This is a genomic window from Pseudocitrobacter sp. 73 (assembly GCF_008369545.1).
Lineage (GTDB): Bacteria > Pseudomonadota > Gammaproteobacteria > Enterobacterales > Enterobacteriaceae > Pseudocitrobacter > Pseudocitrobacter vendiensis.
The window spans coordinates 94,197-119,449 of record NZ_VTZO01000005.1 but is presented as its reverse complement, the minus strand read 5'-3'; the positions used below and the strand labels follow the sequence as shown (position 1 = coordinate 119,449).

Genomic DNA, 25,253 nt, shown 5'->3' with positions numbered 1-25,253 from the left:
TCATGCGCCTTGCCGATTTTTCCTTTGAATTACCTGAATCCCTGATTGCCCACTATCCACAGCCTGAGCGCAGCGGTTGCCGCTTGCTGTCGCTGGACGGGCCGACAGGCGCGCTGACGCACGGTACTTTCACCGATCTGCTCGATAAGCTCAACCCTGGCGATCTTCTGGTCTTTAATAATACCCGCGTCATTCCTGCGCGTCTGTTCGGTCGCAAGGCCAGCGGCGGCAAGATTGAAGTGCTGGTTGAGCGTATGCTCGATGATAATCGTATTCTGGCACATATTCGCGCCTCTAAGGCACCGAAGCCGGGTGCGGAACTGCTGCTGGGCGATGACGAAAGCATCAATGCGACCATGGTCGCACGTCATGACGCGTTATTTGAAGTGCAGTTTAACGATGAGCGCCCGGTATTAGATATTCTTAACAGTATCGGTCACATGCCATTGCCGCCGTACATCGATCGCCCGGATGAAGACGCCGACCGCGAACTTTATCAAACCGTTTACAGCAGCCGTCCTGGCGCTGTCGCGGCGCCCACGGCAGGCCTGCACTTTGATGACCCTCTGCTGGCGAAGCTGCGTGAGAAAGGCATTGATATGGCGTTTGTGACCCTGCACGTGGGTGCAGGCACTTTCCAGCCGGTACGCGTGGAAAGCATTGAAGAACACACCATGCACTCTGAGTATGCGGAAGTGCCGCAGGATGTGGTTGATGCGGTGCTGGCGGCGAAAGCGCGCGGTAACCGTGTGATTGCGGTTGGCACTACCTCTGTGCGTTCGCTGGAAAGCGCGGCACAGGCGGCGAAAAACGACCTGATTGAACCATTCTTCGGCGATACGCAAATCTTTATCTATCCGGGCTATCAGTACAAAGTGATTGATGCGCTGGTGACCAACTTCCACCTGCCGGAATCGACGCTGATTATGCTGGTTTCCGCGTTTGCAGGTTATAAAAACACCATGCATGCCTATCATGAAGCCGTAAAAGCGGAATATCGCTTTTTTAGTTACGGTGACGCGATGTTTATCACGTACAATCCGCAGGCCATTAACGAACGTCCCTGACAGGGGCGTGTTTTTCCCCCTCTCCCTCAGGGAGAGGGCCGGGGTGAGGGTGAACCTCACTTCGCAACATTAACCATCAGACTGTCTCTCTGATGCAGGAGAATAGCGTGAAATTTGAACTGGACACCACCGACGGACGCGCACGCCGTGGCCGCCTGGTCTTCGATCGTGGCGTAGTGGAAACGCCTGCCTTTATGCCCGTCGGTACCTACGGCACCGTAAAAGGCATGACGCCGGAAGAAGTTGAAGCTACCGGCGCACAGATTATCCTCGGCAACACCTTCCACCTGTGGCTGCGCCCGGGTCAGGAAATCATGAAACTGCACGGCGATCTGCATGACTTCATGCAGTGGAAAGGCCCGATCCTCACCGACTCCGGCGGCTTCCAGGTCTTCAGCCTTGGCGATATCCGTAAGATAACCGAACAGGGCGTACACTTCCGTAACCCGATCAACGGCGATCCTATCTTCCTCGATCCGGAAAAATCGATGGAGATTCAGTACGATCTCGGTTCAGATATCGTGATGATCTTTGACGAATGTACGCCGTATCCGGCGGACTGGGACTATGCTAAACGCTCCATGGAGATGTCTCTGCGCTGGGCCAGGCGTAGCCGCGAGCGTTTTGATGGCCTCGGCAATAAAAATGCGCTTTTTGGCATCATTCAGGGTAGCGTTTACGAAGATTTACGAGATATCTCCGTTAAAGGTCTGGTAGATATCGGTTTTGATGGCTACGCTGTCGGCGGCCTGGCAGTAGGTGAACCGAAAGCAGACATGCATCGCATCCTGGAGCACGTCTGCCCGCAAATTCCTGCTGACAAACCGCGTTACCTGATGGGCGTCGGTAAACCAGAGGATCTGGTTGAAGGTGTGCGTCGCGGTATCGATATGTTTGACTGCGTTATGCCAACGCGTAACGCGCGCAATGGTCATCTGTTCGTGACCGATGGCGTGGTGAAAATCCGTAATGCGAAGCATAAGAGCGATACCAGTCCACTCGACGCTGAGTGTGATTGCTATACGTGTCGCAATTATTCACGTGCGTACTTGCATCATTTAGACCGTTGCAACGAAATACTGGGCGCACGTCTCAACACGATTCATAACCTTCGCTACTATCAGCGTTTAATGGCTGGTTTACGCAAGGCTATCGAAGAGGGTAAATTAGAGAGCTTCGTGACCGATTTTTACCAACGTCAGGGGCGCGAAGTTCCAGCTTTGAACGTTGATTAATATTAATAATGAGGGAATTTTAATGAGCTTTTTTATTTCTGATGCGATAGCAGCACCGGGTGGCGCAGCACAGGGCAGCCCGATGTCTCTGATTCTGATGCTGGTAGTGTTTGGTCTGATTTTCTACTTCATGATCCTGCGCCCACAGCAGAAACGCACCAAAGAGCACAAAAAGCTGATGGACTCCATCGCGAAAGGCGATGAAGTGCTGACAAACGGTGGTCTGGTTGGTCGCGTAACCAAAGTAGCGGAATCTGGCTACATTGCTATCGCGCTGAACGACACCACTGAAGTGGTTATCAAACGTGACTTCGTAGCTGCCGTTCTGCCGAAAGGCACCATGAAGGCGCTGTAATTTACTGTTTTCCCAAAGGGAACTGCCGTGTTAAACCGTTATCCTTTGTGGAAGTACATCATGCTGGTCGTCGTGATTATCGTCGGCCTGCTTTACGCACTTCCCAACCTGTATGGTGAGGATCCGGCTGTTCAGATCACTGGTGCGCGCGGAGCCGCCGCCAGTGAGCAAACGCTGATCCAGGTCCAGAATACTTTACAACAAGAAAAAATCACCGCTAAGTCTGTGGCACTGGAAGAGGGCGCTATTCTTGCGCGCTTCGACTCCACCGACGTCCAGCTGCGTGCTCGTGAAGCGCTGCTGAGCGTGCTGGGTGATAAATACGTCGTGGCGCTAAACCTTGCTCCTGCAACCCCGCGCTGGCTGGCGATGATCAAAGCCGAGCCGATGAAGCTGGGTCTTGACCTGCGCGGTGGTGTTCACTTCCTGATGGAAGTGGATATGGACACGGCGCTCGGTAAGCTTCAGGAACAAAATATCGACAGTCTGCGCAGTGACCTGCGCGAGAAAAACATTCCGTATTCCAATATTCGTAAGTCAGATAACTATGGTCTGACGATTCTGTTCCGCGACAGCGCGGCACGCGATCAGGCGAATACCTGGCTGAGCTCCCGTCACCGCGACCTGGTTATCACTAATCAGGGCAGCAACCAGCTGCGTGCAGTCATGAGCGATGCGCGTCTGAGCGAAGCGCGTGAATATGCGGTACAGCAGAACATCAACATTCTGCGTAACCGTGTTAACCAACTGGGTGTAGCTGAGCCTGTGGTACAGCGTCAGGGTGCGGACCGCATCGTCGTTGAACTGCCGGGTATTCAGGATACCGCGCGTGCGAAAGAAATTCTGGGTGCTACCGCGACCCTGGAATTCCGTCTGGTGAACACCAACGTTGACCAGTCCGCAGCCGCATCTGGCCGTGTGCCGGGCGACTCTGAAGTGAAACAGACCCGTGAAGGTCAGCCGGTTGTGCTGTACAAACGCGTGATTCTGACCGGTGACCATATCACCGATTCCACTTCCAGCCAGGACGAATATAACCAGCCGCAGGTTAACATCTCGCTGGATAGCGCAGGTGGTAACACCATGTCTAACTTCACCAAGGACAACATCGGTAAACCGATGGCGACCCTGTTTGTGGAGTACAAAGACAGCGGTAAGAAAGATGCGAACGGGCGTTCTGTACTGGTGAAACAGGAAGAGGTGATTAACATCGCCAACATCCAGTCTCGCCTGGGGAACAGCTTCCGTATCACCGGTATCAACAACCCGAACGAAGCGCGTCAGCTCTCTCTGCTGCTGCGTGCCGGTGCGCTGATTGCGCCGATTCAGATTGTTGAAGAACGTACTATCGGCCCAACTTTGGGTATGCAGAACATCAAACAGGGCCTGGAAGCATGTCTGGCGGGTCTGGCCGTTTCTATCCTGTTCATGATTTTCTTCTACAAGAAATTTGGTCTGATCGCGACCAGCGCGCTGATTGCTAACCTGGTACTGATCGTCGGTATCATGTCGCTGCTGCCAGGGGCCACGCTGAGTATGCCGGGTATTGCGGGTATCGTGCTAACCCTTGCGGTGGCGGTCGACGCCAACGTACTGATCAACGAACGTATCAAAGAAGAGTTGAGCAACGGGCGTTCGGTGCAGCAGGCAATCAACGAAGGTTATGCGGGCGCATTCAGTTCCATCTTTGATGCGAACATCACCACGCTGATTAAAGTTCTGATCCTGTATGCAGTCGGCACCGGGGCAATCAAAGGCTTTGCTATTACCACCGGTATCGGTGTGGCAACGTCGATGTTTACCGCAATTGTCGGTACGCGTGCCATCGTAAACCTGTTGTATGGCGGCAAACGCATCAACAAGCTGTCAATCTGAGGAGTGCGTTGTGGCACAGGAATATACTGTTGAACAATTGAACCACGGCCGTAAAGTCTATGACTTTATGCGCTGGGATTACTGGGCTTTCGGCATCTCTGGCCTGCTGTTGGTGGCTGCCATCGTCATTATGGGCGTACGCGGCTTCAACTGGGGGCTCGATTTCACCGGTGGTACGGTAATCGAAATTACGCTGGAAAAACCGGCTGAAATTGATGTGATGCGTGAAGCGCTGCAGAAGGCGGGCTTTGAAGAGCCGCAGCTGCAGAACTTTGGTAGCAGCCACGACATCATGGTCCGCATGCCGCCAACTGAAGGCGAAAATGGCGGTCAGGTGCTGGGGAGCCAGGTTCTGAAGGTGATTAACGAATCCACCAGTCAGAACGCGGCAGTGAAACGCATCGAGTTCGTTGGGCCGAGCGTGGGTGCAGACCTTGCGCAAACCGGTGCAATGGCGCTGATCGTGGCGCTGATCTCTATCCTCGTTTACGTCGGTTTCCGCTTCGAGTGGCGACTGGCGGCGGGTGTGGTTATCTCACTGGCGCACGATGTTATCATTACGCTGGGGATACTCTCGTTATTCCATATCGAGATTGACCTGACTATCGTGGCATCGTTGATGTCGGTTATCGGTTACTCGTTGAACGATAGCATCGTGGTATCTGACCGTATTCGTGAAAACTTCCGCAAAATTCGTCGCGGGACGCCTTACGAAATCTTTAACGTGTCACTGACCCAAACGCTGCACCGTACGTTGATCACCTCCGGTACGACGTTAGTGGTCATTCTGATGCTGTACCTCTTCGGTGGTCCGGTACTGGAAGGCTTCTCACTGACCATGCTGATTGGTGTGTCTATCGGTACCGCGTCTTCTATCTATGTTGCGTCTGCACTGGCGCTGAAACTGGGTATGAAGCGCGAGCATATGCTGCAGCAGAAAGTCGAGAAAGAAGGGGCGGATCAACCGTCAATTCTGCCGTAAGACGACTTTCTCGTCAGAATCGGAATCCCGGTCGCAAGGCCGGGATTTTTTTATTACAGTCTCGCCAATATTGGTTACTCTCCGTGGATGGCCTTTGACATGGAGTAACGCCAGTGACCATCACACTCGATTCCCTTTCTCTGCAAACCGTACCGCAGCCAGCCATCTGGCATCATCTTCCCTCCGTGATCTTAAGCGATGAAACTCTGCGTGAGCGCAAAGCCAAAGTACTGGCCGGGATGGCCTCTCGCGGGCTGGACACGCTGGTGATTTATGCCGACAAAGAGCACGGCGGCAATTTTGAGTATCTCACCGGATTTATCCCGCGCTTCGAAGAGGCGCTACTGGTATTGCACAGTGAGGGGGATGCTGTGCTGGTGCTCGGTAACGAAAACCTGAAACTGGCGGCGCATGCGCGGCTGGAAAACAGGGTGGTGCACGCCCCATGGTTCTCCCTGCCTAACCAGCCGATGGACAATCAACAATCACTGCCGGATGTGCTACAAAATGCCGGCATCGTTGCCGGAAAAAACTATGGCCTGGTGGGCTGGAAACTGTTTACTGGGGCTCATGACGATTCCTGGAAGATGTTTGATCTCCCGTCTTTTATCGTTGAGGCTATTCGTCAGGCGGCAGGGCCGGAAGCCACGCTGTGCAATGCCACCGGGATTTTTATCTCGCCAGAACACGGTGCGCGAACGGTCAATAACGCCAATGAACTGGCGCACTACGAGTATGGCGCGAATCTGGCGTCAACGGCGATTCTCGATGCCCTGAATGCCATCGAGCCAGGAAAAACCGAAAAGCAGATCGGCGCATTGCTTGCGGCTCAGGGGCAGCCGAATAACGTCGTGATGATTGCCGCAACTGGCGATCGCTTCGCCAATGCCAATCTTTACCCTGGCGATAAACAGATACAGCGCGGTGACAAATTTTCGCTCACCACCAGTTACAAAGGCGGCCTGAGCAGCCGTGCGGCGTATGTGGTGGCGGATGAAAGCGAACTGGCACCGGAGGTAGCGGATTATCTCGACGTGGTGGCGAAGCCTTACTATCGCGCCGTTGCGACCTGGCTCACCCACCTCCGCCCGGGTATGTTGGGCAGTGAAATGTATGCGCTGATTGAACAGGTATTGCCGAAGGCGGAGTATCACTGGCACCTCAATCCGGGCCATCTGGTGGCGGATGAAGAATGGCTGTGCTCGCCGATTGGCCCGGACTCCAGCATACCGCTGCGCAGCGGTATGTTACTGCAAATTGACATCATTCCATCCCGCGCAGGTTACGCCGGAGCCAGCATCGAAGACACTGTCGCACTGGCCGATAAAGCGCTGCGAGATGAGCTTGCGCAGGTATACCCAGAGCTGTGGAACCGCGTGTTAATGCGTCGCCATTACATCAAAGAGCATTTAGGCCTTAGCCTGCCGGACGAAGTGTTACCGTTGTCGAATACGGTGGGGTATCTGCGCCCCTGGCTGCTCGACCCAACGCGAGCGTTGGTGTGTACAGAGTGATAAACTGTCCAAAACCTTTAATTTCATTACTGAGCAATTATGGCCATCATCCCTAAAAATTACGCGCGGCTGGAAAGCGGCTATCGCGAAAAAGCACTGAAACTGTTTCCGTGGGTCTGCGGGCGCTGCTCGCGTGAGTTTGTTTACTCGAACCTGCGTGAGTTAACGGTTCACCATATGGATCACGACCACACCAATAACCCGGAAGATGGCAGCAACTGGGAGCTATTGTGCCTGTTCTGTCACGATCACGAGCACTCGAAATATACCGAAGCGGATCAATACGGTTCAACGGTAATTGCCGGGGAAGACGCGCAAAAAGATGTGGGTGAGGCGAAGTACAATCCCTTTGCCGATTTGAAGGCGATGATGGATAAGAAGAAGTAACAAAAAAGCACTGACGTTGAGAACGTGCGGTGCTTTTTTTTGCCTGATGCGCTTTGACGTCGGGTGGCGGCTAAGCCTTACCCGACCTACATTGATGGATGACGGCTACGCCACCTCGGGCCTACCTGGATTCCGTAGGCCGGATAAGCCGTTCACGCCGCCATCCGGCAAGCAGCGAAATCAGAAGTTGTAACCCGCCACCAGATACCAGCCGAAGCCGTTGGATTTAATCGGTTCAGCCTGCCATACCGGCTCATCGCCATCTTTCCACTGACCACCGTTGTGGAAGTAACGCGCGACCACAGAGTAGTGCCAGTGATCGTAGTTCAGCGCCAGAATGTGGCTGGACGCGATAGAGTTGCTGGTGCGGTACTGATCGTCGCCCAGATCTGAACCCCAGTCGAAGTTGGTGAAGCTGATGTAGCTCAGCTTACCGCCCCACAGGTCAGTAATCGGCACGAAGTATTTGATTTTGAAACGATAGCCATCCCACTCATTTTCGTTGGATGCGCCATAGTTTTGCCACTGATATTTGGCATACACGTTCAGAGACAGCCCCATCGGCAGGCCGGTATCGATATCGGTACCCAGACCCATATACCAGGTGCTCTGACGGCCTTCGCTGTTGCGGCCCATATCGTAGATATAGTTGTTCGCGAAGTACCACTCTTTGAACGGACCAAAGCTCAGGTCAGTATTGGTCAGCTTGTCGATAGAGAAACGTGGCTCAATTTCCATAAACAGCGGGGAACCGTGGTTCCAGATACCGCGAGAGTTACCGTCGCCACCGAAGAAACGCGGCGCATCGACGTAACCATAGAAATCAAACCAGTCTTTCTTAGCGAAGGCTTCATATTCCAGATAGGTGTCGTTACGCAGCGTCGGCCCGAAACGGGTGTGGTAGCTGCCTACCACGTTGACGCTCTGATGCCACCAGTCGGAAAGGTACTGTGGTTTGTCATTTTCTGCTGCACCGGCAGTGAAAGACGCGGAGAGTGCCACTAAAGCACCGGCTGCTAATAATGTTTTTTTCATATGTTTGCCACTGATAAAAAATCCCTAACGGGAATGAAAGTAAGCGTCGAAGCTTTACAAAATGTTTCGTATTTCTGCGTGCCTATTATAAGAATCATTGCTCACAAAAATCAGTTACGGGTCACACATTTTTCATATACGTAATCGATTGCGTTCACGTTTGCGTAGATTGAACGGCGGCGATTGTACTTATCTTGTGAATGATTGCCAATCTTCAAAAAAAAGAGATGAATGGGTGAGAGGGGATATGGGGGAAAATTTGCGCCAGAGATGTCTGGCGCGAAGCTGTGCTTACTGTACGGTAGCGGGCTGAATATCGTGAACGCGAACAAACCCGAGTTGCTCCGGCGTAATGCCATTCAGCTGTAGCGGAATATCGACATCGCTGGGCGCGAGAATACTGGCTGGCGCGTTAATGAGCTGATTCTGCACGTTAACTTCCTGGAAGTTGTCGGTTGTGCCCTGAATCTGACCGTATTCTACCGTGCCGCTAAACGCCGGTAGCGCATCGTTAGACTCGCCCTGGATACGCAGCGTTACCGCCGTACCCTGCGCGTTTGGCGCGATGTTGCGCAAAGACAGGCGCAGCGTGCCTATCTGGCTCTTCAGCAGCGCAGCCGTATTGGAACTGGGAATGATGTAGGCGCCGCTGGCAGATTTCGCATTCAGCGCGTTCTGCTGGCTGATCTTCACCGTTTCTTTGTTCAGTTTGGTCATTTCCTGATTGAGCGTACTGATACTTTCGTGCATCTGACGAACCTCGGCTTGCTGTGCGCAGGCGGTCAGGCTAAAGAGGCTTCCCAGTACGGCAATTCTTAGGTAACGTCTTGTCATTATGTCTGTTTCCTTATGGTCGGGATCACGTAATGGTAGATCGCAAAAGGGATTCTGGCATCGATCCATTGTCTCAAAAACGCTCTTCCTTTGTTGTCGAGCCATATCAGGGTAAAATAGGTTTCAGTTACCACCTCATAGTCAGGACGATGTATGCACTGCCCATTCTGTCTCGCCGTAGATACCAAAGTGATCGACTCTCGTCTGGTTGGCGAGGGCTCCTCCGTCCGCCGCCGTCGGCAATGCCTGGTTTGCAACGAACGTTTCACCACGTTTGAAGTGGCTGAACTAGTGATGCCGCGCGTCGTAAAAAGCAATGATGTGCGCGAACCATTCAATGAAGACAAGCTGCGTAGCGGCATGCTGAAAGCGCTGGAAAAGCGTCCCGTCAGTGCCGATGACGTCGAAATGGCGATCAATCACATTAAATCGCACCTGCGCGCCACCGGGGAACGTGAAGTGCCGAGCAAACTGCTGGGTAACCTGGTGATGGAACAGTTGAAAAAGCTCGATAAAGTGGCCTATATCCGCTTTGCGTCGGTTTATCGCAGCTTCGAAGATATTAAAGAATTCGGCGAAGAGATCGCTCGTCTACAGGACTAAGCTATGCACGACGAAATGTACATGGCGCGCGCGCTGAAACTTGCCGCGCGTGGTCGCTTCACCACTCATCCTAACCCGCGTGTCGGCTGCGTCATTGTCAATCAGGGCGAAATCGTCGGCGAAGGTTTTCACTACCGGGCCGGTGAGCCGCACGCAGAAGTTCATGCGTTGCGCATGGCGGGCGAAAAAGCCAAAGGCGCGACGGCGTATGTGACGCTTGAACCCTGTAGTCATCACGGTCGCACGCCACCTTGCTGCGACGCGCTGATTGCCGCAGGTGTTTCCCGCGTGGTGGCCGCCATGCAGGACCCTAACCCACAAGTAGCCGGACGTGGGCTTTATCGCCTGCAACAGGCGGGTATCGAGGTCAGCCACGGCCTGATGATGAGTGAAGCGGAAGCGCTGAACAAAGGCTTCCTGAAACGCATGCGTACAGGCTTCCCGTATGTTCAGCTCAAACTTGGCGCGTCGCTGGACGGGCGTACGGCGATGGCGAGCGGCGAAAGCCAGTGGATTACCTCGCCGCAAGCGCGTCGCGATGTGCAGCGTCTGCGCGCAGAGAGCCACGCAATTCTCACCAGCAGCGCCACGGTGCTGGCCGACGACCCGGCGTTAACCGTACGCTGGAATGAACTGAGCGCGGAGACTCAGGCGCTTTATGCCGAGGAAAACCTGCGCCAGCCGATACGTATTGTGATCGATAGCCAGAACCGCGTTACGCCCGAGCACCGCATCGTACAGCAGCCCGGCGAAACCTGGTTTGCACGTACGCAAAGCGATGAACGCCACTGGCCAGAAAGCGTAAAATCGATGATTACGCCAGAGCATAATGGTCATGTTGATCTGGTTTTACTGATGATGCAGCTTGGTAAACAGCAGATTAACAGCATCTGGGTGGAAGCCGGGCCGACACTTGCTGGCGCGCTGATTCAGGCGGGGGTCGTTGATGAGCTTATTGTCTACGTAGCGCCTAAACTTTTAGGCAGCGATGCGCGTGGATTATGTGTCCTGCCAGGGCTTGAGAAACTGGCCGACGCCCCCCATTTCAAATTCAACGAGATACGCCATGTAGGCCCGGATATTTGCCTGCATTTGACGAACGCGTAATGCCTCCTGAAAAGGGAAGCAGCGCACAGAATATTATGATAAAATCCGCCCCCCTGCGGGGCAAATGAACCCAAAGGAAGAGTATGAACATTATTGAAGCTAACGTTGCTACCCCGGACGCTCGCGTCGCCATCACCATTGCGCGTTTCAACAACTTTATCAACGACAGCCTGCTGGAAGGTGCGATTGACGCCCTGAAACGTATTGGTCAGGTCAAAGATGAAAACATTACCGTTGTTTGGGTGCCTGGCGCTTACGAACTGCCACTGGCGGCTGGCGCGCTGGCGAAAACCGGTAAATATGACGCGGTGATTGCACTGGGTACGGTTATCCGTGGCGGCACTGCACACTTCGAATATGTCGCTGGCGGGGCAAGCAATGGCCTGGCGCACGTCGCTCAGGACAGCGAAATCCCGGTAGCCTTTGGTGTTCTCACCACTGAAAGTATTGAACAAGCCATCGAACGTGCTGGCACCAAAGCCGGTAACAAAGGTGCAGAAGCTGCACTGACCGCGCTTGAGATGATTAATGTATTGAAAGCCATTAAGGCCTGATTTTTTTGTAAGGGGAATTCCGTGAAACCTGCTGCTCGTCGCCGCGCCCGTGAGTGTGCCGTTCAGGCGCTTTACTCCTGGCAGTTGTCCCAGAACGACATCGCCGATGTTGAATACCAGTTCCTGGCGGAACAGGACGTCAAAGATGTAGACGTAATGTACTTCCGTGAACTGCTGTCCGGGGTGGCGACTAACAGCGCGTACCTCGATGGATTGATGAAACCTTACCTGTCTCGTCTGCTCGAAGAGCTGGGTCAGGTGGAAAAAGCGGTGCTGCGTATCGCGCTGTTCGAGCTGTCCAAACGTGATGATGTGCCGTATAAAGTGGCTATCAACGAAGCTATCGAACTGGCAAAAACCTTTGGCGCTGAAGACAGCCACAAGTTTGTCAACGGCGTGCTGGATAAAGCAGCTCCTGCAATCCGCCCCAAGAAAAAGTAATCTGCAGGCCGGTGCGAGTGTGGTTTTTGCCGCATTCCCCGGCCTTGTTTTATTCTCCTGCAGAGGCATAACGTATGGCATGCGGCGAATTTTCCCTGATTGCCCGTTATTTTGACCGCGTAAGAAGCGCCCGCTTTGATGTTGAGACCGGAATCGGTGACGACTGCGCGTTGCTCAATATTCCCGAAAAACAGACCCTGGCAATCAGCACCGACACTTTGGTGTCCGGCATTCATTTTCTTCCTGATATCGACCCCGCCGACCTGGCGTATAAAGCGCTGGCTGTAAACGTCAGCGATCTCGCGGCAATGGGCGCAGACCCGGCATGGCTGACGCTAGCCCTGACACTGCCGTCGGTGGATGAACGCTGGCTTGAAGCGTTCAGCGATAGTCTGTTTCAACAACTCGATTACTACGATATGCAGTTGATTGGCGGCGATACGACGAAAGGTCCGCTTTCCATGACGCTGGGTATTCATGGCTACGTGCCTGTCGGCCGGGCACTGAAGCGCTCGGGCGCAAAACCGGGCGACTGGATTTATGTCACCGGTACGCCGGGGGATAGCGCCGCCGGGCTGGCGATTCTGCAGAACCGCCTGACGGTGAGCGATGAAACGGATAACACGTATCTGGTTAAACGCCACCTGCGCCCGACGCCGCGCATTCTGCAAGGGCAGGCGCTACGCGACCTCGCCAGTTCGGCGATCGATCTTTCCGACGGCCTGGTTTCTGACCTCGGTCATATTCTGAAAGCCAGCGAATGCGGCGCGCGAATCGACCTGGATGCACTCCCTTATTCTGAGGCGATGCAGTGTCATGTTGACGGCGAACAGGCGATGCGCTGGGCACTTTCCGGCGGAGAGGATTACGAACTGTGCTTCACCGTACCGGAACTTAACCGCGGCGCGCTGGACGTGGCGTTAGGCCATCTTGGCGTGCCGTTTACCTGCATCGGCCAGATGAGCGCTGACGTAGACGGAATGCATTTTCAACGCGGCGGCGACGTCGTGACGTTCGACTATAAGGGATTCGATCACTTTGGCTAGCAAAGACGTGGCGAAAAGCCGTCTCAATTTACGCAATCCCTGGCACCTGCTGGCGGTCGGTTTCGGTAGCGGCTTAAGCCCGATTGTGCCGGGGACAATGGGCTCGCTGGCTGCGATTCCCTTCTGGTATCTGATGACCTTCCTCCCGTGGCAGCTCTATTCGCTGGTGGTGATGCTCAGTATTTGTATCGGCGTATATTTGTGTCACCAGACGGCAAAAGACATGGGCGTCCACGACCATGGCAGCATCGTGTGGGATGAGTTCGTCGGCATGTGGATTACGTTGATGGCGCTGCCGACGATGGACTGGCAGTGGGTTGCCGCCGGGTTTGTGATTTTCCGTATTCTCGATATGTGGAAACCGTGGCCGATTCGCTGGTTCGACCGTAACGTTCACGGCGGTATGGGGATTATGGTTGACGACATCGTCGCTGGGGTGATTTCGGCGGGGATACTGTATTTTATCGGGCATCATTGGCCGATTGGTGTGATTTAGGGGGCGCGGGGGTTTTCCCCCTCACCCCGGCCCTCTCCCACAGGGAGAGGGTGAAAACCAGAGCAGGTCTTGAATATATCCGCGGTCGGTTCCCTCTCCCTGTGGGAGAGGGTTAGGGTGAGGGGCCTTACTTAAACCCTACTACCGGATGCGGCTGATACGGTGTTTCCAGCTCCGCAATCTGTTCCGGTTCCAGCGTTAAATCCACCGCGTTCAACAACTCATCTAACTGCTCTTCCCGCGATGTGCCGATAATCGGTGCCGCCACCCCCGGTTTGCTCAAAAGCCACGCCAGCGCCGTCTGGGCGCGGGTTGCGCCAAGATCGTCCGCTACGTGCGCCAGCCGCTCGGCAATTTGCGCATCGTTCGCTTCGGTGGTGCTGTAGAGCGTGTTACCAAACTCATCGGACACCAGACGCGCGGTGGTTTCGCCCCACGGGCGGGTTAAGCGTCCACGCGCCAGCGGGCTCCAGGGGATCACCGCCACGCCTTCGCGGTTGCACAGCGGCAGCATTTCATTCTCTTCTTCACGGTAAATCAGGTTGTAATGATCCTGCATGGTAACGAACGGCGCCCAGCCGTGCTGTTTTTGCAGCGCCAGCGCATGAGCAAACTGCCGCGCGTGCATCGAGGACGCGCCGATATAACGTGCTTTCCCCGCTTTCACTACATCGTTTAACGCTTCCAGCGTCTCTTCAATTGGCGTGCCGTAATCCCAGCGGTGGATTTGCAGCAGGTCGACATACTCCATCCCCAGGCGTTTCAGGCTGTCATCGATGGATCGCAGAATTTGCGCGCGGGAAAGTCCCTCCGTCAGGTCACCGACCTGATGATAAACCTTGGTCGCGACCACGACGTCTTCACGGCGAGCGAAATCGCGCAGGGCGCGGCCTACTATCTCTTCGCTGCTGCCGTCTGAATAGCTGTTGGCGGTGTCGAAAAAATTAATGCCACCTTCAAGAGCGCGCTGAATGATAGGGCGGCTGCTCTCTTCGGGTAAGGTCCAGGCGTGTTTGCCCCGATCCGGCTCGCCAAAGGTCATGCAGCCCAGGCAAAGACGGGAAACCCGAAGGTCGGTGTGTCCTAAGAGGTTGTATTGCATGGTTCCGCTCCTGCTTATAAGGTTTACCTTTAAGCATAGCAGGAGCGGAGAGGAGGGTTATGCCAGCCAGTTCGCGATTTTGGCTTCGATGCCTGCCGCATCAAGACCGAGGTCGGCGCGGATCTCTTCCTGCGTGCCCTGAGGAATGAAGAAGTCCGGCAGGCCGATATTCAGCACTGGCACCGCTTTACGGTTTGCCATCAGCACCTCGTTAACGCCACTGCCTGCGCCGCCCATGATGGCGTTCTCTTCCAGCGTTATCAGCACATCGTGTTGCTCAGCCATCTCAAGAATCAGACTTTCATCAAGCGGTTTCACAAAACGCATATCCACCAGTGTGGCGTTGAGTTTCTCTGCGACCGTCGCGGCTTCAGGTAACAGCGTCCCGAAGTTCAGAATGGCGATTTTCTCACCCTGACGTTTCACCACGCCTTTGCCCAGCGGCAGTTTCTCCAGCGGCTGAAGTTCAGCGCCGGTGCCGCAGCCGCGCGGATAACGCACAGCGCTCGGGCCGTCGTTGTAGTGATAACCGGTATACAGCATCTGACGACACTCGTTTTCATCGCTCGGCGTCATGATGACCATCTCCGGGATGCAGCGCAGGAACGAGAGGTCAAACGCGCCCTGGTGCGTCTGCCCGTCAGCGCCGACAATCCCCGCGCGGTCGATGGCGAACATCACCGGCAGTTTCTGGATAGCCACATCGTGGATAACCTGGTCGTAGGCGCGTTGCAGGAAGGTGGAGTAAATCGCCACAATCGGTTTATTCCCGCCAATCGCCAGGCCCGCGGCGAAGGTCACCGCATGTTGTTCGGCGATTGCCACGTCAAAGTACTTGTCTGGGAATTTTTTCGAAAATTCGACCATGCCGGAGCCTTCACGCATTGCAGGCGTCACCGCCATTAATTTGCTGTCTTTAGCCGCCGTTTCACACAGCCAGTCGCCGAAAATTTTAGAATAAGAGGGCAGGCCGCCGCTGCTTTTCGGTAATTTTCCGCTGGTATGGTCAAATTTAGGCACCGCATGGAACGTAATAGGATCTTTTTCGGCAGGCTCGTAGCCGCGCCCTTTTTTGGTCATGATGTGCAGGAACTGCGGGCCTTTAAGGTCACGCATGTTTTTCAGCGTATTCACCAGACCCAGCACATCGTGGCCGTCGACCGGGCCAATGTAGTTAAAGCCCAGCTCTTCAAACAGCGTGCCAGGCACCACCATGCCTTTGATATGCTCTTCGGTGCGCTTAAGCAGTTCTTTAATCGGCGGTACGCCGGAGAACACTTTTTTGCCGCCTTCGCGCAGAGAAGAGTAAAGTTTGCCGGAAAGCAGTTGCGCCAGATGGTTATTCAGCGCGCCGACGTTCTCGGAAATCGACATCTCGTTGTCGTTCAGTACGACCAGCATGTCAGGTTTGATATCGCCCGCGTGGTTCATCGCTTCAAAGGCCATGCCAGCGGTAATTGCGCCATCACCAATGACGCATACCGTGCGACGCTGCTTCTCTTCACGCGCGGCGGCAACGGCGATGCCAATCCCGGCAGAAATAGAGGTCGAGGAGTGGCCGACGCTTAAAACGTCATATTCACTCTCGCCGCGCCACGGGAACGGGTGCAGGCCGCCTTTCTGACGAATGGTGTCAATTTTGTCGCGGCGTCCGGTCAGGATTTTATGCGGATAGGCCTGATGACCCACGTCCCAAATCAGCTGATCGAACGGCGTATTGTAGACATAGTGCAGCGCCACGGTGAGTTCCACCGTGCCAAGCCCGGAGGCGAAGTGTCCGCTGGAACGGCTCACGCTGTCGAGCAGATAACGACGCAGTTCATCGCACAGCTTCGGCAGGCTCTCTTTTGGCAGCAGGCGCAACTCCTGAGTGGAATCGACCAACGCCAGGGTCGGGTATTTGGCAATATCAAAACTCATCAGAGACTCATTTATTGTTTATTTGTCGCGCAGGATGATGTAGTTCGCCAGCGCTTCCAGTGCAGTAGTATCCAGTGACTGTGCGGCCAGTTCAGTTAACGACTGACGGGCCTCTTCAATCAGGTCACGGGCTTTAGTGCGGGCTTGCTCAAGGCCCAGCAGTGCGGGATAGGTGCTTTTGCCTAATTGCTCATCGGCACCCTGGCGCTTTCCGAGGGTCGCAGTATCACCCACCACATCCAGAATGTCATCCTGAACCTGGAATGCCAGGCCGATACATTCAGCGTACTTATCCAGCAGTGGCAAAGCGCTACGGCCTTTCTCGCCTGCGCTCAATGCACCTAAACGCACAGCGGCGCGAATCAACGCACCGGTTTTATGACGGTGAATACGCTCAAGCGCTGCCAGATCAACATGCTTACCTTCTGCATCGAGATCCAGCGCCTGACCGCCGCACATGCCCGCGACGCCGCTGGCCTGTGCCAGTTCAGAAACCATCGCCAGGCGATCGCGGTCCGACACGTTGGTCATCGGCGCATCACTCAGTATAGAAAACGCCAGCGTTTGCAGGGCATCGCCGGCCAGAATTGCATTCGCTTCGCCAAATTTAATGTGGCAGGTCGGTAGGCCGCGACGCAGATCGTCATCGTCCATCGCCGGAAGATCGTCATGCATCAGCGAATAGGCATGAATGCACTCGACGGCGGCAGCGGGGGCGTCAAGCGTGAGCTGATCGACGCCAAACATTTTCCCGGTAGCGTATACCAGGAACGGGCGCAGACGTTTACCGCCTAATAGTGCGCCATACTGCATGGCTTCAACCAGCGGAGTGTTCTGAAAGGGCTGAGGCTCAATAAAACGCCGCAACGCGCTGTTGGCGTGTTCGACGCAGGCATTTAACTGCTGCGAAAAATCCATTTATTCATTGTCCGGCGTAAAAGGGGTCAGAGAAGCGTTGTCGTTGTCTGCCAGCAGGATCTGCACGCGTTGTTCCGCCTGTTGCAGCTTGGCCTGCCCCTGACGCGCCAGCTGTACGCCGCGCTCGAATTCGTTCAGTGCCTCTTCCAGCGGAAGATCGCCGCTTTCGAGACGATTAACGATCTGCTCCAGTTCGGTGAGTGCAGTTTCGAAACTGGCCGGGGCTTCATTTTTCTTTGGCATAGTGAATGATCAGCTCTTTTTATATCGCGATGACGACTATGGTAGCCCAGTCGCGTCCTGAATCAAATAACACACAATGGTATATGGGAAAGCGCGCAGCTTAACCACGAAGATGGTATACTCCGCGACCTGGATGCAGGTACCCCGGTGCGCTGCAGTACAAATTTTACCTACAGCCCGCATCGGGCTTGCCAACGAACCATTGCCGCCATGAAGTTTATCATTAAATTGTTCCCGGAAATCACCATCAAAAGCCAATCTGTGCGGTTGCGCTTTATTAAAATTTTAACCGGGAACATTCGTAACGTTCTAAAGCATTATGACGAGACGCTTGCCGTTGTTCGTCACTGGGATCACATCGAAGTTCGCGCCAAAGATGAAAATCAGCGCCTGGATATCCGTGACGCCCTGACCCGTATTCCGGGCATCCACCATATTCTTGAAGTTGAAGATGTGCCGTTCACCTCGCTGCACGACATCTTTGAAAAAGCGCTGGTGCAGTACCGCGATCAAATCGAAGGCAAAACCTTCTGCGTGCGCGTGAAACGTCGTGGTAAACACGAATTCACCTCGATTGAGATCGAGCGCTACGTCGGCGGCGGCCTGAATCAGCACGTTGAATCGGCGAAAGTGAAGCTGACCAACCCGGATGTCACCGTTAACCTGGAGATCGAAAACGATCGCCTGCTGCTGGTCAAAGGCCGTTATGAAGGTATTGGCGGTTTCCCGATCGGTACCCAGGAAGATGTGCTGTCGCTGATTTCCGGCGGTTTCGACTCCGGCGTCTCCAGCTACATGCTGATGCGTCGAGGCTGTCGCGTGCACTACTGCTTCTTTAACCTTGGCGGCGCGGCGCACGAAATCGGCGTGCGTCAGGTTGCGCATTACCTGTGGAACCGCTTCGGTAGTTCCCACCGCGTGCGTTTTGTTGCCATTAACTTCGAACCGGTGGTTGGTGAAATTCTCGAGAAAATCGACGATGGCCAGATGGGCGTGGTGCTGAAACGTATGATGGTGCGTGCGGCATCGAAAGTGGCTGAACGCTACGGCGTACAGGCGCTGGTGACCGGTGAAGCGCTGGGGCAGGTTTCCAGCCAGACGCTGACCAACCTGCGTTTAATTGATAACGTCTCCGACACCTTGATCCTGCGCCCGCTGATCTCCCACGATAAAGAGCACATCATCAATCTGGCGCGTGAAATCGGTACGGAAGACTTTGCGCGTACCATGCCGGAATATTGCGGCGTGATCTCGAAAAGCCCAACCATCAAAGCGGTGAAGGCGAAGATCGAAGCGGAAGAAGAGCACTTCGATTTCAGCATCCTGGATGATGTGGTGGCAAATGCCAACAACCTCGACATTCGCGAAATTGCGCAGCAGACCGAGCAGGCAGTGGTGGAAGTCGAAACCGTCAGCGGTTTTGGCGACAACGATGTGATCCTGGATATTCGTTCCGTTGATGAGCAGGATGACAAACCGCTGAAAGTGGAAGGCGTGGAAATTGCTTCTCTGCCGTTCTACAAGCTGAGCACCCAGTTCGGCAACCTCGACCAGAGCAAAAACTACCTGCTGTGGTGCGAGCGCGGCGTGATGAGCCGCCTGCAGGCGCTTTACCTGCGCGAGCAGGGCTTTGCTAACGTGAAGGTTTATCGCCCGTAAGTGCATGGTTATTGCTGAAGAAAAAACCTCGCGATGCGAGGTTTTTTTATGGCTGCGGTTGTCGGATGGCGGCTGCGCCTTATCCGACCTTGTATCTTGAACTGGTAGCTGATTAGCTATCAGCTACAAAAGGTATTTTTACGGACATGCGGAGGTTATTCGTGGTGGGTACAATTCGGGTTTCAGGGGGGAAAGGGATGGAGTGAATTGCAAATGGATCTACGCGATGCAGGTTGGCATGATATAGGTGATGTTCGTTTTCAACTGACTATTCCTGGTGGCTCGCTGGATTTTAATGAATTCTTTACAGGATTTCGCTACGTACAACGTGGGCGGACTCCACGCTCCGCATCGATGTTAAAAACGTTAGTAATATGGCTTGTTTTAAGCCTTTTAACTTTTACGCTTATTGGTTCGCTGGTAAGCCTTCAGGCAAGCTTATCTATCTGGGTCAATGAGTCTGGAAAACTGTTGTTATATTTATCCAATTTAAAGGTACTTTATTTCGTTGTTATCAGTATCTTTTTAGGTGTTGCACTGGCAATTAGCGGAATAAAAATATCAACAAATAAGTTATATCATCGGTTGTTTCAGCAAAATGAAAGCTGTCAAAACGGTTATGCGTTATTTTTTACTGATATTGGGATGGGGTGGGTAAACAGAACGTCCTGTGGGTTTGTTGCCTGGTCTGAGGTAAATTCTGTTGTTTTGTTAGGGCACCATGATTATATTTTGATGAAAGGATCTCATTATGCGTGGATTCCACATGAGATCCGGGGTGAATTACGAAAACCCGCCATCCATTTCATCCAAAAACAAATTGCGATTCATAATATAGCTCAATAGCCGTAGGCTCGATAAGCGCAGCGCCATCGGGCATTTGATGGAAATAATAGGGTAAACATATGGAAATAACTCAATCAAACATAAATTCTAATAATGTCAGATACAGCGTTAATATTCCGGCAGGTTGTCTGTCTTTTAAACATTATACGTGGGCAAGTTCTCTTGTTCGGAGGCATTTACCCCGGCGGCCAGCATGGCTGGTGTGGATGAAAAAGATACTAATATTTAGTGGGATTCTTTTCATATTTTATTTCGTTAATAGCCATTATCATCTCGCAGTGTCTGTATGGCGAATAGGTGCAGAACATTATAGCGTTAGAATACGAAATAATAATGTGTTTACGTTTTTTTTGACAATATTTATCCTTGGTTCGATATTTACTCGTATTATGTTTCATCGTTACTTTATTCATGTTCGTCGTGGCTTCTTTGCGGTGAGTGAGTTTGTACTCCATGGCTATTGTCTGGAGTTAACCTATTCTGGTGTTCAATGGAAAAGTAATAATGGCTACGCATTCATACCCTGGTCAAAGACAAAAGGTATTTTAAGTGATGGTCATAATGACTACATTGACCTGGGTATACAGGGCTTTTTATGGATCCCGATTAATTTGCCTGGATATCCGCGCAAAGCACTTTTGGATTTTTGTCACCAACAGATTGCCGCCAGTAAGATTACCGATAAGTAATGCCGCTTGCTGGCAACACCGTAACCCCTGGTGCTAAAGTACCTCCTCAACACCAGCGGCGAGGGCAGTATGCAAAAAGTACACAAGTACATGGAAATTAAAGAGAAGATCAAAAAAGATATTCTCAGCCTGAAATATAAGAAAGGCGAAAGCATCCCTTCCGAGCGCGAACTGGCGACGGTTTACGGTGTGACGCGCGTGACGGTACAGAAGGCGATGGCCAGTCTGGTTCAGGAAGGGTTTATCGAGCGCATTCATGGCAAAGGCATGTTTGTGCTGAAAAACACCGAATCTAATATCTATATCCTCAATAATGAAAAAAGCGACAGTATTCTGGGCTTCTCGCGCGAATTTCAGGGACGGGTGGCGGTAACCAGTCTACTGGTGGATTTTAAGCAGATTCAGGCGGATGAGGCGCTTGCCGCGCAGCTTGATGTGGTTGTGGGCGATGCGGTCTGGTTTATCAGACGTATTCGTCTTCTCGATGGAGAAGCCGTGTTGATTGAAGACAGTAATATCCCCTGCCAGGTGATAGAGACGATTCCCGAATCGGTGCTTAAAGAGGGATCGTTGTATGGCTACATCGAGACCTTTACGCATAAGAAAATCAAAGATGCCGATTCACTGATCGAAGCCGCGCTTTTTGACCGTGAGCAGGCGTCGTTGCTGAATATTTCGCCGGGGCTGCCAATGCTAAAAATCACCGAAGTCACTCGCCTCGAAGGCGGTATCACCTTTAACTACTCCATTAGCTATAACCGCGCCGATATCTTCCGGGTTAAAAATATGCGCATTGAGCGCTGAGAAAGGGCCGGGGTATTTCCCCCGACCCGCATGTTTAACCTTTAACAAGGCTCGCGGCAGCGGCATCCAGCGCCAACGTGCAGTGCGCGTGATTTTTCACCAGCGTCGAGGGTATGGCTGTTGTCGGCTCGCTGTTTAGCGTGGTGGCGACAATCTCCGCTTTCTTCTCTCCATTCGCCATCACGATAATCTGTCGTGCTTCCAGTAACGTTTTCAACCCCTGGGAAATACCATGCGTGACGTCGCGCGCGCCGCCGAAATATTTGACGGATACCGCTTTGGTGATGGGATCCAGCGGAACGATATGGCAACGGTTGTTGAGGTCCGCGCCGGGTTCGTTGAAGCCAATATGTCCGTTCATGCCAATGCCCAGCACCAGAATATCAATGCGTCCATGTTCCGCGATGAAGGCATCGACGTGCTGGCATTCCGCTTGCGGGTTCGCCGTCAGCCCGTCAAAAAAGCAGATTTGATCCGGGCGAAGCGGCAGCTTATCGAAGAGATGGCTATATACCATCTCCCGACAGCTGCCTTTATCCTCGCGCCCCAGCCCGAGCCACTCATCCAGACCAACAAATGCGGCGCGTGAGAGATCAAGCCCTTGCTGGCTGGCTTCAACCAGCACCTTAAAGACGCCAAGCGGGGTATCGCCACCAGCAATGCAGACCAGCGCATCGGGTTTGTTTTTCAGCGCCTGGATAACCTGTTGACCGACATATTCACACAGTGCCGGGTAATCCTGGCGAATTTCAATATTCATTTTGCCTCCTTAGCGTATTGCGGAAGATAGCGTTGGTTGACGTCCAGATACTCATCAAGAATCTGCTCTGCAATGGTTGCCGAAGGCACCAGCGGGTTGATGCTCAGCGCCAGTAAAGCGGTATCGTAATCACCGGTAACGGCGGCTTCGACGGTAAGCTCTTCGTAGGCTTTCACGCTCTGAATCAAACCACGAATTTTCACCGGCAGGCGGCCATAAGCGACAGGGTGCGCGCCATGCTTGTCGATAACCGCATTGGTCTCAAGGGTGACGTGATCCGGCAGATCCGGCGTGGTGCCGTTGTTGACGGTGTTGACCACGTGGATCTCTTTTTTATCGTTATAAATAGCGCTGATGATTGAACAGGCGGTATCGGAGTACCATGCACCTCCGCGTTTCTCCAGTTCTTTTGGTTTATGATTCAGGTGTTCATCCTGATAAAGCTCAAATAGACGTTTCTCTATTTCGCGCGTTTGTTCGCCACGCGTGCCCTTCGTGGCGGCATCCTGCTGCGCGGTTTCCACCATTTCGCGATTGAGGAAAAAGTATTTCAGGTAGGAAATCGGATACATATGCAGCGCCTGAGCAAAACGGGCAGTGAAGCCGATATCCGGGATATTTTTCAACGAGTTGTTGGCGCTGCCTTCGGCGAGCTTGTTAATAAAATCATCGGTTTTATCTTCACCGTGAATGGCGATGCGGTCGGCAAAAATCAGGTGGTTCAGGCCGATAATGCGTGTATCGATAGCGGACTTTTCCACGCCATATGCTTTGGCGATATCCATCATCATGCTGTTCGCGCCGCTACAAATACCAATGGTTTTAATATTGCTGTGGCGGGTAATCGCCTCGGTGACAATACCTGCCGGGTTAGTAAAGTTAATCAGCCATGCATTGGGGCACCATTTTTCCATATCTCGGCAGATATCGAGCAGCACGGGAATGGTTCGCTGGGCTTTCATAAAACCGCCTGGGCCGGTAGTTTCCTGGCCGAGTACACCATATTTCAGCGGAATACGCTCATCGGTGATACGGGCTTCAAGAAAACCGACGCGCAGCTGGGTGGTTACGAAATCGGCGTCTTTCAGGGCTTCTTCGCGATCCAGCGTCAGATGTATGTTCATCGGCACGCCAGCTTGCTGCACCATACGCTGCGCCAGCTTACCAACGATTTCGAGTTTCTCTTTTCCTTCCTCAATATCCAGCAGGTAGTAGTCAGTAACGGGTAATTCAGCGTAGCGCTTAATAAATCCGTCAATTAATTCCGGCGTATAGCTGGACCCGCCACCAATGGTGACAACTTTAAGCTTTTGCATAGGACATCCTTTTATTAAGCGGATTCTGTGGTGGCGAAAGCGTCTTCGCCTTTTTCTTCTGCCAGCTCTCTTTCAACCTGCTTGCGTTCGGCGAGTTTGAAAAAGGGGAGGTAAATCAGAGCTGAGATGACAATGGTGCAGATGGACCAAATCACCGCCGGAATATTTCCCCCTGTGACAAACCAGGCAGCGAAAATAGGCGGCATGGTCCAGGGGATTTGCAGAACAGGGCGGCCAATAATGTCGAAATACATCAGGCAATAGGTGGCGGTGCACAGCAGCATCGGCGTCAGGGTGAAAGGGATCATTAGCAGCGGGTTAAAGACGACCGGGCAACCAAATATCACCGGTTCGTTGATGCAAAATACCGCAGGCGTGACCGAGAGTTTACCCACTGAGCGATAAAGTTTGCTGCGAGAACGCAGCATCGCCAGCACCAGACCCAGCGTTGCGCCCGTACCGCCGATACACATAAAGACGATATAAAAACCATCGGCGGTAATATGGGGAATGGGCTGGTGGTTAAGATAAGCCTGGGTGTTCTCCGCGATATATTTTAGAAAAATCGGGCTGGTAATACCGGATAACACGTTATCGCCGTGAATACCGCAGCACCAGAGCAGAGAAATCAGGAAAATCAGCGTTAACATACCGGGCAGTGAGCCAAGGCCGCTAACCAGCGGGCTGACCAGCCAGGTGAAAAAACTATTGATATCGAAGTTGAGTAATACCCGAATCAGCCACACCAGGGTGATGACAAAAATGGCCGGAATCAGGCTGGAAAAAGATTGTGCGACCGCAGGCGGCACGCCATCGGGCAGGCTAATAACCAGGTTGCGCGTAATAAAAAAACGCAAAGTTTGAACGGTAAATATCGCCAGAATAATGGCTGAGAAGAGGCCCGCCGCGCCAAGGTTATCAACGTTAAGCTGATATTCATTATTTAACTGCGCCAGTAAAAAAACGACAACGGATACCACGCTACAGGTTATCGCGCTGAGTTTATATTCTTTCGCTAAATTATAACTGATGCCAATTGATGAAATTAAGCCAATGGCGCCAAAGGTGACTGCCGCAGGAGCGCTAAGCTTAGCAGCAAAAGGCCCAAGTAACTCCGCCCAGCCTGGGATGGGCAAATTGGCCAGAATGAGGAACAGACTTCCGGTAATGGTAAAGGGAAGCGTCAAAACAATGCCGTTACGCACGGCGACCAGATGTTTATCTTCCCCGATCCTAATCAGCAACGGAATAATACGATTTTCAATAAATGTGACCACGAGAAATGCCTCCAGTGAGGTGTTGTATTTCCCCTGTTTATTAAATCTCTTTCTCAGGAGTTTAACTGGTATATACCAGTTGATGCGGAGTTTTTCACGGATTGATTTCCGAGTCAATGCGTTGCCAAAAGGCAAGTTTTGTTAAATATCTAATTGAATAAATGATGTTTTTTTATGGGGTGACAGTA

General features: G+C 52.9%; 26 protein-coding genes. 17 read left to right on the top strand and 9 right to left on the bottom strand.

Annotation, left to right across the window (positions count from 1 at the left end):
• Nucleotides 1-2: 2 nt before the first annotated feature.
• The 7 genes from queA (at nt 3) to yajD (ending at nt 7,415) form a co-directional block, all read left to right on the top strand.
• Entirely contained in the window at nt 3-1,067 is a 1,065-nt protein-coding gene (gene queA / locus F0Q32_RS04645) for a tRNA preQ1(34) S-adenosylmethionine ribosyltransferase-isomerase QueA (RefSeq protein WP_149462156.1), read from the top strand.
• Between the two features lie 107 nt (nt 1,068-1,174).
• Nucleotides 1,175-2,302 carry a tRNA guanosine(34) transglycosylase Tgt gene (gene tgt / locus F0Q32_RS04640; RefSeq protein WP_149462155.1) on the top strand — a complete coding sequence of 376 codons (1,128 nt, stop codon included), beginning with the start codon at nt 1,175-1,177 and terminating at the stop codon, nt 2,300-2,302.
• Nucleotides 2,303-2,324: 22 nt separating this feature from the next.
• Nucleotides 2,325-2,657: a preprotein translocase subunit YajC gene (gene yajC / locus F0Q32_RS04635; protein ID WP_108474808.1), complete on the top strand. Its 333-nt coding sequence runs from the start codon at nt 2,325-2,327 to the stop codon at nt 2,655-2,657.
• Between the two features lie 27 nt (nt 2,658-2,684).
• Nucleotides 2,685-4,532: a protein translocase subunit SecD gene (gene secD, locus F0Q32_RS04630; protein ID WP_149462154.1), complete on the top strand. Its 1,848-nt coding sequence runs from the start codon at nt 2,685-2,687 to the stop codon at nt 4,530-4,532.
• 10 nt (nt 4,533-4,542) lie between these two features.
• The gene (gene secF / locus F0Q32_RS04625; RefSeq protein WP_113858774.1) at nt 4,543-5,514 is read left to right on the top strand and encodes a protein translocase subunit SecF; all 972 of its coding nucleotides are present in this window, start codon (nt 4,543-4,545) and stop codon (nt 5,512-5,514) included.
• 113 nt (nt 5,515-5,627) lie between these two features.
• Nucleotides 5,628-7,028, top strand: a complete 1,401-nt coding sequence (locus F0Q32_RS04620; RefSeq protein ID WP_149462153.1) for a Xaa-Pro peptidase family protein — start codon at nt 5,628-5,630, stop codon at nt 7,026-7,028.
• Between the two features lie 39 nt (nt 7,029-7,067).
• A complete protein-coding gene (gene yajD, locus F0Q32_RS04615) occupies nt 7,068-7,415 on the top strand; it encodes an HNH nuclease YajD (protein ID WP_015965610.1) in 348 nt (115 codons plus the stop codon).
• Between the two features lie 180 nt (nt 7,416-7,595).
• Here the strand turns inward: yajD and F0Q32_RS04610 are convergent, their stop codons facing one another.
• Nucleotides 7,596-8,450 (bottom strand): nucleoside-specific channel-forming protein Tsx, encoded by an 855-nt coding sequence (locus F0Q32_RS04610; RefSeq protein WP_149462152.1) that lies wholly within the window; start codon nt 8,448-8,450, stop codon nt 7,596-7,598.
• A 291-nt stretch (nt 8,451-8,741) separates the two neighbouring features.
• Entirely contained in the window at nt 8,742-9,284 is a 543-nt protein-coding gene (locus F0Q32_RS04605) for a DUF3251 domain-containing protein (protein ID WP_149462151.1), read from the bottom strand.
• Between the two features lie 153 nt (nt 9,285-9,437).
• On the opposite strand from F0Q32_RS04605, the gene nrdR reads away from it, so the two are divergent.
• From nrdR to pgpA, 6 genes are all read left to right on the top strand, one after another.
• On the top strand, nt 9,438-9,887 hold the full coding sequence (gene nrdR, locus F0Q32_RS04600) for a transcriptional regulator NrdR (RefSeq protein WP_108474814.1): 450 nt from the start codon (nt 9,438-9,440) through the stop codon (nt 9,885-9,887).
• Between the two features lie 3 nt (nt 9,888-9,890).
• Nucleotides 9,891-10,994, top strand: a complete 1,104-nt coding sequence (gene ribD / locus F0Q32_RS04595; RefSeq protein ID WP_149462150.1) for a bifunctional diaminohydroxyphosphoribosylaminopyrimidine deaminase/5-amino-6-(5-phosphoribosylamino)uracil reductase RibD — start codon at nt 9,891-9,893, stop codon at nt 10,992-10,994.
• Between the two features lie 83 nt (nt 10,995-11,077).
• Nucleotides 11,078-11,548: a 6,7-dimethyl-8-ribityllumazine synthase gene (gene ribE, locus F0Q32_RS04590; protein WP_001021161.1), complete on the top strand. Its 471-nt coding sequence runs from the start codon at nt 11,078-11,080 to the stop codon at nt 11,546-11,548.
• A 21-nt stretch (nt 11,549-11,569) separates the two neighbouring features.
• The gene (nusB, locus tag F0Q32_RS04585; RefSeq protein WP_015965605.1) at nt 11,570-11,989 is read left to right on the top strand and encodes a transcription antitermination factor NusB; all 420 of its coding nucleotides are present in this window, start codon (nt 11,570-11,572) and stop codon (nt 11,987-11,989) included.
• A gap of 74 nt (nt 11,990-12,063) precedes the next feature.
• The gene (gene thiL, locus F0Q32_RS04580) at nt 12,064-13,035 is read left to right on the top strand and encodes a thiamine-phosphate kinase (protein WP_149462149.1); all 972 of its coding nucleotides are present in this window, start codon (nt 12,064-12,066) and stop codon (nt 13,033-13,035) included.
• On the top strand, nt 13,028-13,531 hold the full coding sequence (pgpA, locus tag F0Q32_RS04575) for a phosphatidylglycerophosphatase A (RefSeq protein WP_255475138.1): 504 nt from the start codon (nt 13,028-13,030) through the stop codon (nt 13,529-13,531). The genes thiL and pgpA overlap by 8 nt, the downstream gene beginning before the upstream one ends.
• Before the next feature lie 127 nt (nt 13,532-13,658).
• Here pgpA and F0Q32_RS04570 read toward each other — a convergent pair whose 3' ends face one another.
• The 4 genes from F0Q32_RS04570 to xseB are packed head-to-tail and all read right to left on the bottom strand — an operon-like array spanning nt 13,659 to nt 17,714.
• Nucleotides 13,659-14,633, bottom strand: a complete 975-nt coding sequence (locus tag F0Q32_RS04570) for an aldo/keto reductase (protein ID WP_149462147.1) — start codon at nt 14,631-14,633, stop codon at nt 13,659-13,661.
• Between the two features lie 57 nt (nt 14,634-14,690).
• A complete protein-coding gene (gene dxs / locus F0Q32_RS04565; RefSeq protein WP_149462146.1) occupies nt 14,691-16,553 on the bottom strand; it encodes a 1-deoxy-D-xylulose-5-phosphate synthase in 1,863 nt (620 codons plus the stop codon).
• Between the two features lie 18 nt (nt 16,554-16,571).
• Nucleotides 16,572-17,471, bottom strand: a complete 900-nt coding sequence (gene ispA / locus F0Q32_RS04560; protein WP_149462145.1) for a (2E,6E)-farnesyl diphosphate synthase — start codon at nt 17,469-17,471, stop codon at nt 16,572-16,574.
• A complete protein-coding gene (xseB, locus tag F0Q32_RS04555; RefSeq protein ID WP_108474822.1) occupies nt 17,472-17,714 on the bottom strand; it encodes an exodeoxyribonuclease VII small subunit in 243 nt (80 codons plus the stop codon).
• A 210-nt stretch (nt 17,715-17,924) separates the two neighbouring features.
• Between xseB and thiI the strand changes: the two genes are divergently transcribed.
• The 4 genes from thiI to F0Q32_RS04535 all read left to right on the top strand — a co-directional run bounded on the left by thiI (nt 17,925) and on the right by F0Q32_RS04535 (nt 21,712).
• Complete coding sequence (gene thiI, locus F0Q32_RS04550) at nt 17,925-19,373, top strand: tRNA uracil 4-sulfurtransferase ThiI (RefSeq protein ID WP_015965598.1); 1,449 nt, start codon at nt 17,925-17,927, stop codon at nt 19,371-19,373.
• A 213-nt stretch (nt 19,374-19,586) separates the two neighbouring features.
• Nucleotides 19,587-20,219 carry a hypothetical protein gene (locus F0Q32_RS04545; protein WP_149462144.1) on the top strand — a complete coding sequence of 211 codons (633 nt, stop codon included), beginning with the start codon at nt 19,587-19,589 and terminating at the stop codon, nt 20,217-20,219.
• 59 nt (nt 20,220-20,278) lie between these two features.
• Entirely contained in the window at nt 20,279-20,908 is a 630-nt protein-coding gene (locus F0Q32_RS04540; protein ID WP_149462143.1) for a hypothetical protein, read from the top strand.
• 69 nt (nt 20,909-20,977) lie between these two features.
• The gene (locus tag F0Q32_RS04535; protein ID WP_149462142.1) at nt 20,978-21,712 is read left to right on the top strand and encodes a GntR family transcriptional regulator; all 735 of its coding nucleotides are present in this window, start codon (nt 20,978-20,980) and stop codon (nt 21,710-21,712) included.
• 34 nt (nt 21,713-21,746) lie between these two features.
• Here F0Q32_RS04535 and F0Q32_RS04530 read toward each other — a convergent pair whose 3' ends face one another.
• Genes F0Q32_RS04530 through F0Q32_RS04520 form a run of 3 tightly spaced genes read right to left on the bottom strand, consistent with a single transcriptional unit; the run spans nt 21,747 to nt 25,065 of the window.
• Entirely contained in the window at nt 21,747-22,472 is a 726-nt protein-coding gene (locus F0Q32_RS04530) for a glucosamine-6-phosphate deaminase (RefSeq protein WP_149462141.1), read from the bottom strand.
• Nucleotides 22,469-23,788 carry a 6-phospho-beta-glucosidase gene (locus F0Q32_RS04525; protein ID WP_149462140.1) on the bottom strand — a complete coding sequence of 440 codons (1,320 nt, stop codon included), beginning with the start codon at nt 23,786-23,788 and terminating at the stop codon, nt 22,469-22,471. Before F0Q32_RS04525 ends, F0Q32_RS04530 begins: the two co-directional genes overlap by 4 nt.
• A gap of 14 nt (nt 23,789-23,802) precedes the next feature.
• Nucleotides 23,803-25,065 (bottom strand): PTS sugar transporter subunit IIC, encoded by a 1,263-nt coding sequence (locus tag F0Q32_RS04520; protein ID WP_149462139.1) that lies wholly within the window; start codon nt 25,063-25,065, stop codon nt 23,803-23,805.
• Nucleotides 25,066-25,253 lie beyond the last annotated feature (188 nt).

What these genes read in the sequence shown, in the direction of transcription:
- dxs (WP_149462146.1), bottom strand. Translation starts at nt 16,553, where the DNA reads ATGAGTTTTGATATTGCCAAATACCCGACCCTGGCGTTGGTCGATTCC.
- xseB (WP_108474822.1), bottom strand. Translation starts at nt 17,714, where the DNA reads ATGCCAAAGAAAAATGAAGCCCCGGCCAGTTTCGAAACTGCACTCACC.
- F0Q32_RS04540 (WP_149462143.1), top strand. Translation starts at nt 20,279, where the DNA reads ATGGAAATAACTCAATCAAACATAAATTCTAATAATGTCAGATACAGC.
- queA (WP_149462156.1), top strand. Translation starts at nt 3, where the DNA reads ATGCGCCTTGCCGATTTTTCCTTTGAATTACCTGAATCCCTGATTGCC.
- thiL (WP_149462149.1), top strand. Translation starts at nt 12,064, where the DNA reads ATGGCATGCGGCGAATTTTCCCTGATTGCCCGTTATTTTGACCGCGTA.
- F0Q32_RS04605 (WP_149462151.1), bottom strand. Translation starts at nt 9,284, where the DNA reads ATGACAAGACGTTACCTAAGAATTGCCGTACTGGGAAGCCTCTTTAGC.
- yajD (WP_015965610.1), top strand. Translation starts at nt 7,068, where the DNA reads ATGGCCATCATCCCTAAAAATTACGCGCGGCTGGAAAGCGGCTATCGC.
- F0Q32_RS04525 (WP_149462140.1), bottom strand. Translation starts at nt 23,788, where the DNA reads ATGCAAAAGCTTAAAGTTGTCACCATTGGTGGCGGGTCCAGCTATACG.
- ribD (WP_149462150.1), top strand. Translation starts at nt 9,891, where the DNA reads ATGCACGACGAAATGTACATGGCGCGCGCGCTGAAACTTGCCGCGCGT.
- F0Q32_RS04545 (WP_149462144.1), top strand. Translation starts at nt 19,587, where the DNA reads ATGGATCTACGCGATGCAGGTTGGCATGATATAGGTGATGTTCGTTTT.
- F0Q32_RS04535 (WP_149462142.1), top strand. Translation starts at nt 20,978, where the DNA reads ATGCAAAAAGTACACAAGTACATGGAAATTAAAGAGAAGATCAAAAAA.
- thiI (WP_015965598.1), top strand. Translation starts at nt 17,925, where the DNA reads ATGAAGTTTATCATTAAATTGTTCCCGGAAATCACCATCAAAAGCCAA.
- yajC (WP_108474808.1), top strand. Translation starts at nt 2,325, where the DNA reads ATGAGCTTTTTTATTTCTGATGCGATAGCAGCACCGGGTGGCGCAGCA.
- ispA (WP_149462145.1), bottom strand. Translation starts at nt 17,471, where the DNA reads ATGGATTTTTCGCAGCAGTTAAATGCCTGCGTCGAACACGCCAACAGC.
- ribE (WP_001021161.1), top strand. Translation starts at nt 11,078, where the DNA reads ATGAACATTATTGAAGCTAACGTTGCTACCCCGGACGCTCGCGTCGCC.
- nrdR (WP_108474814.1), top strand. Translation starts at nt 9,438, where the DNA reads ATGCACTGCCCATTCTGTCTCGCCGTAGATACCAAAGTGATCGACTCT.
- F0Q32_RS04530 (WP_149462141.1), bottom strand. Translation starts at nt 22,472, where the DNA reads ATGAATATTGAAATTCGCCAGGATTACCCGGCACTGTGTGAATATGTC.
- F0Q32_RS04570 (WP_149462147.1), bottom strand. Translation starts at nt 14,633, where the DNA reads ATGCAATACAACCTCTTAGGACACACCGACCTTCGGGTTTCCCGTCTT.
- F0Q32_RS04610 (WP_149462152.1), bottom strand. Translation starts at nt 8,450, where the DNA reads ATGAAAAAAACATTATTAGCAGCCGGTGCTTTAGTGGCACTCTCCGCG.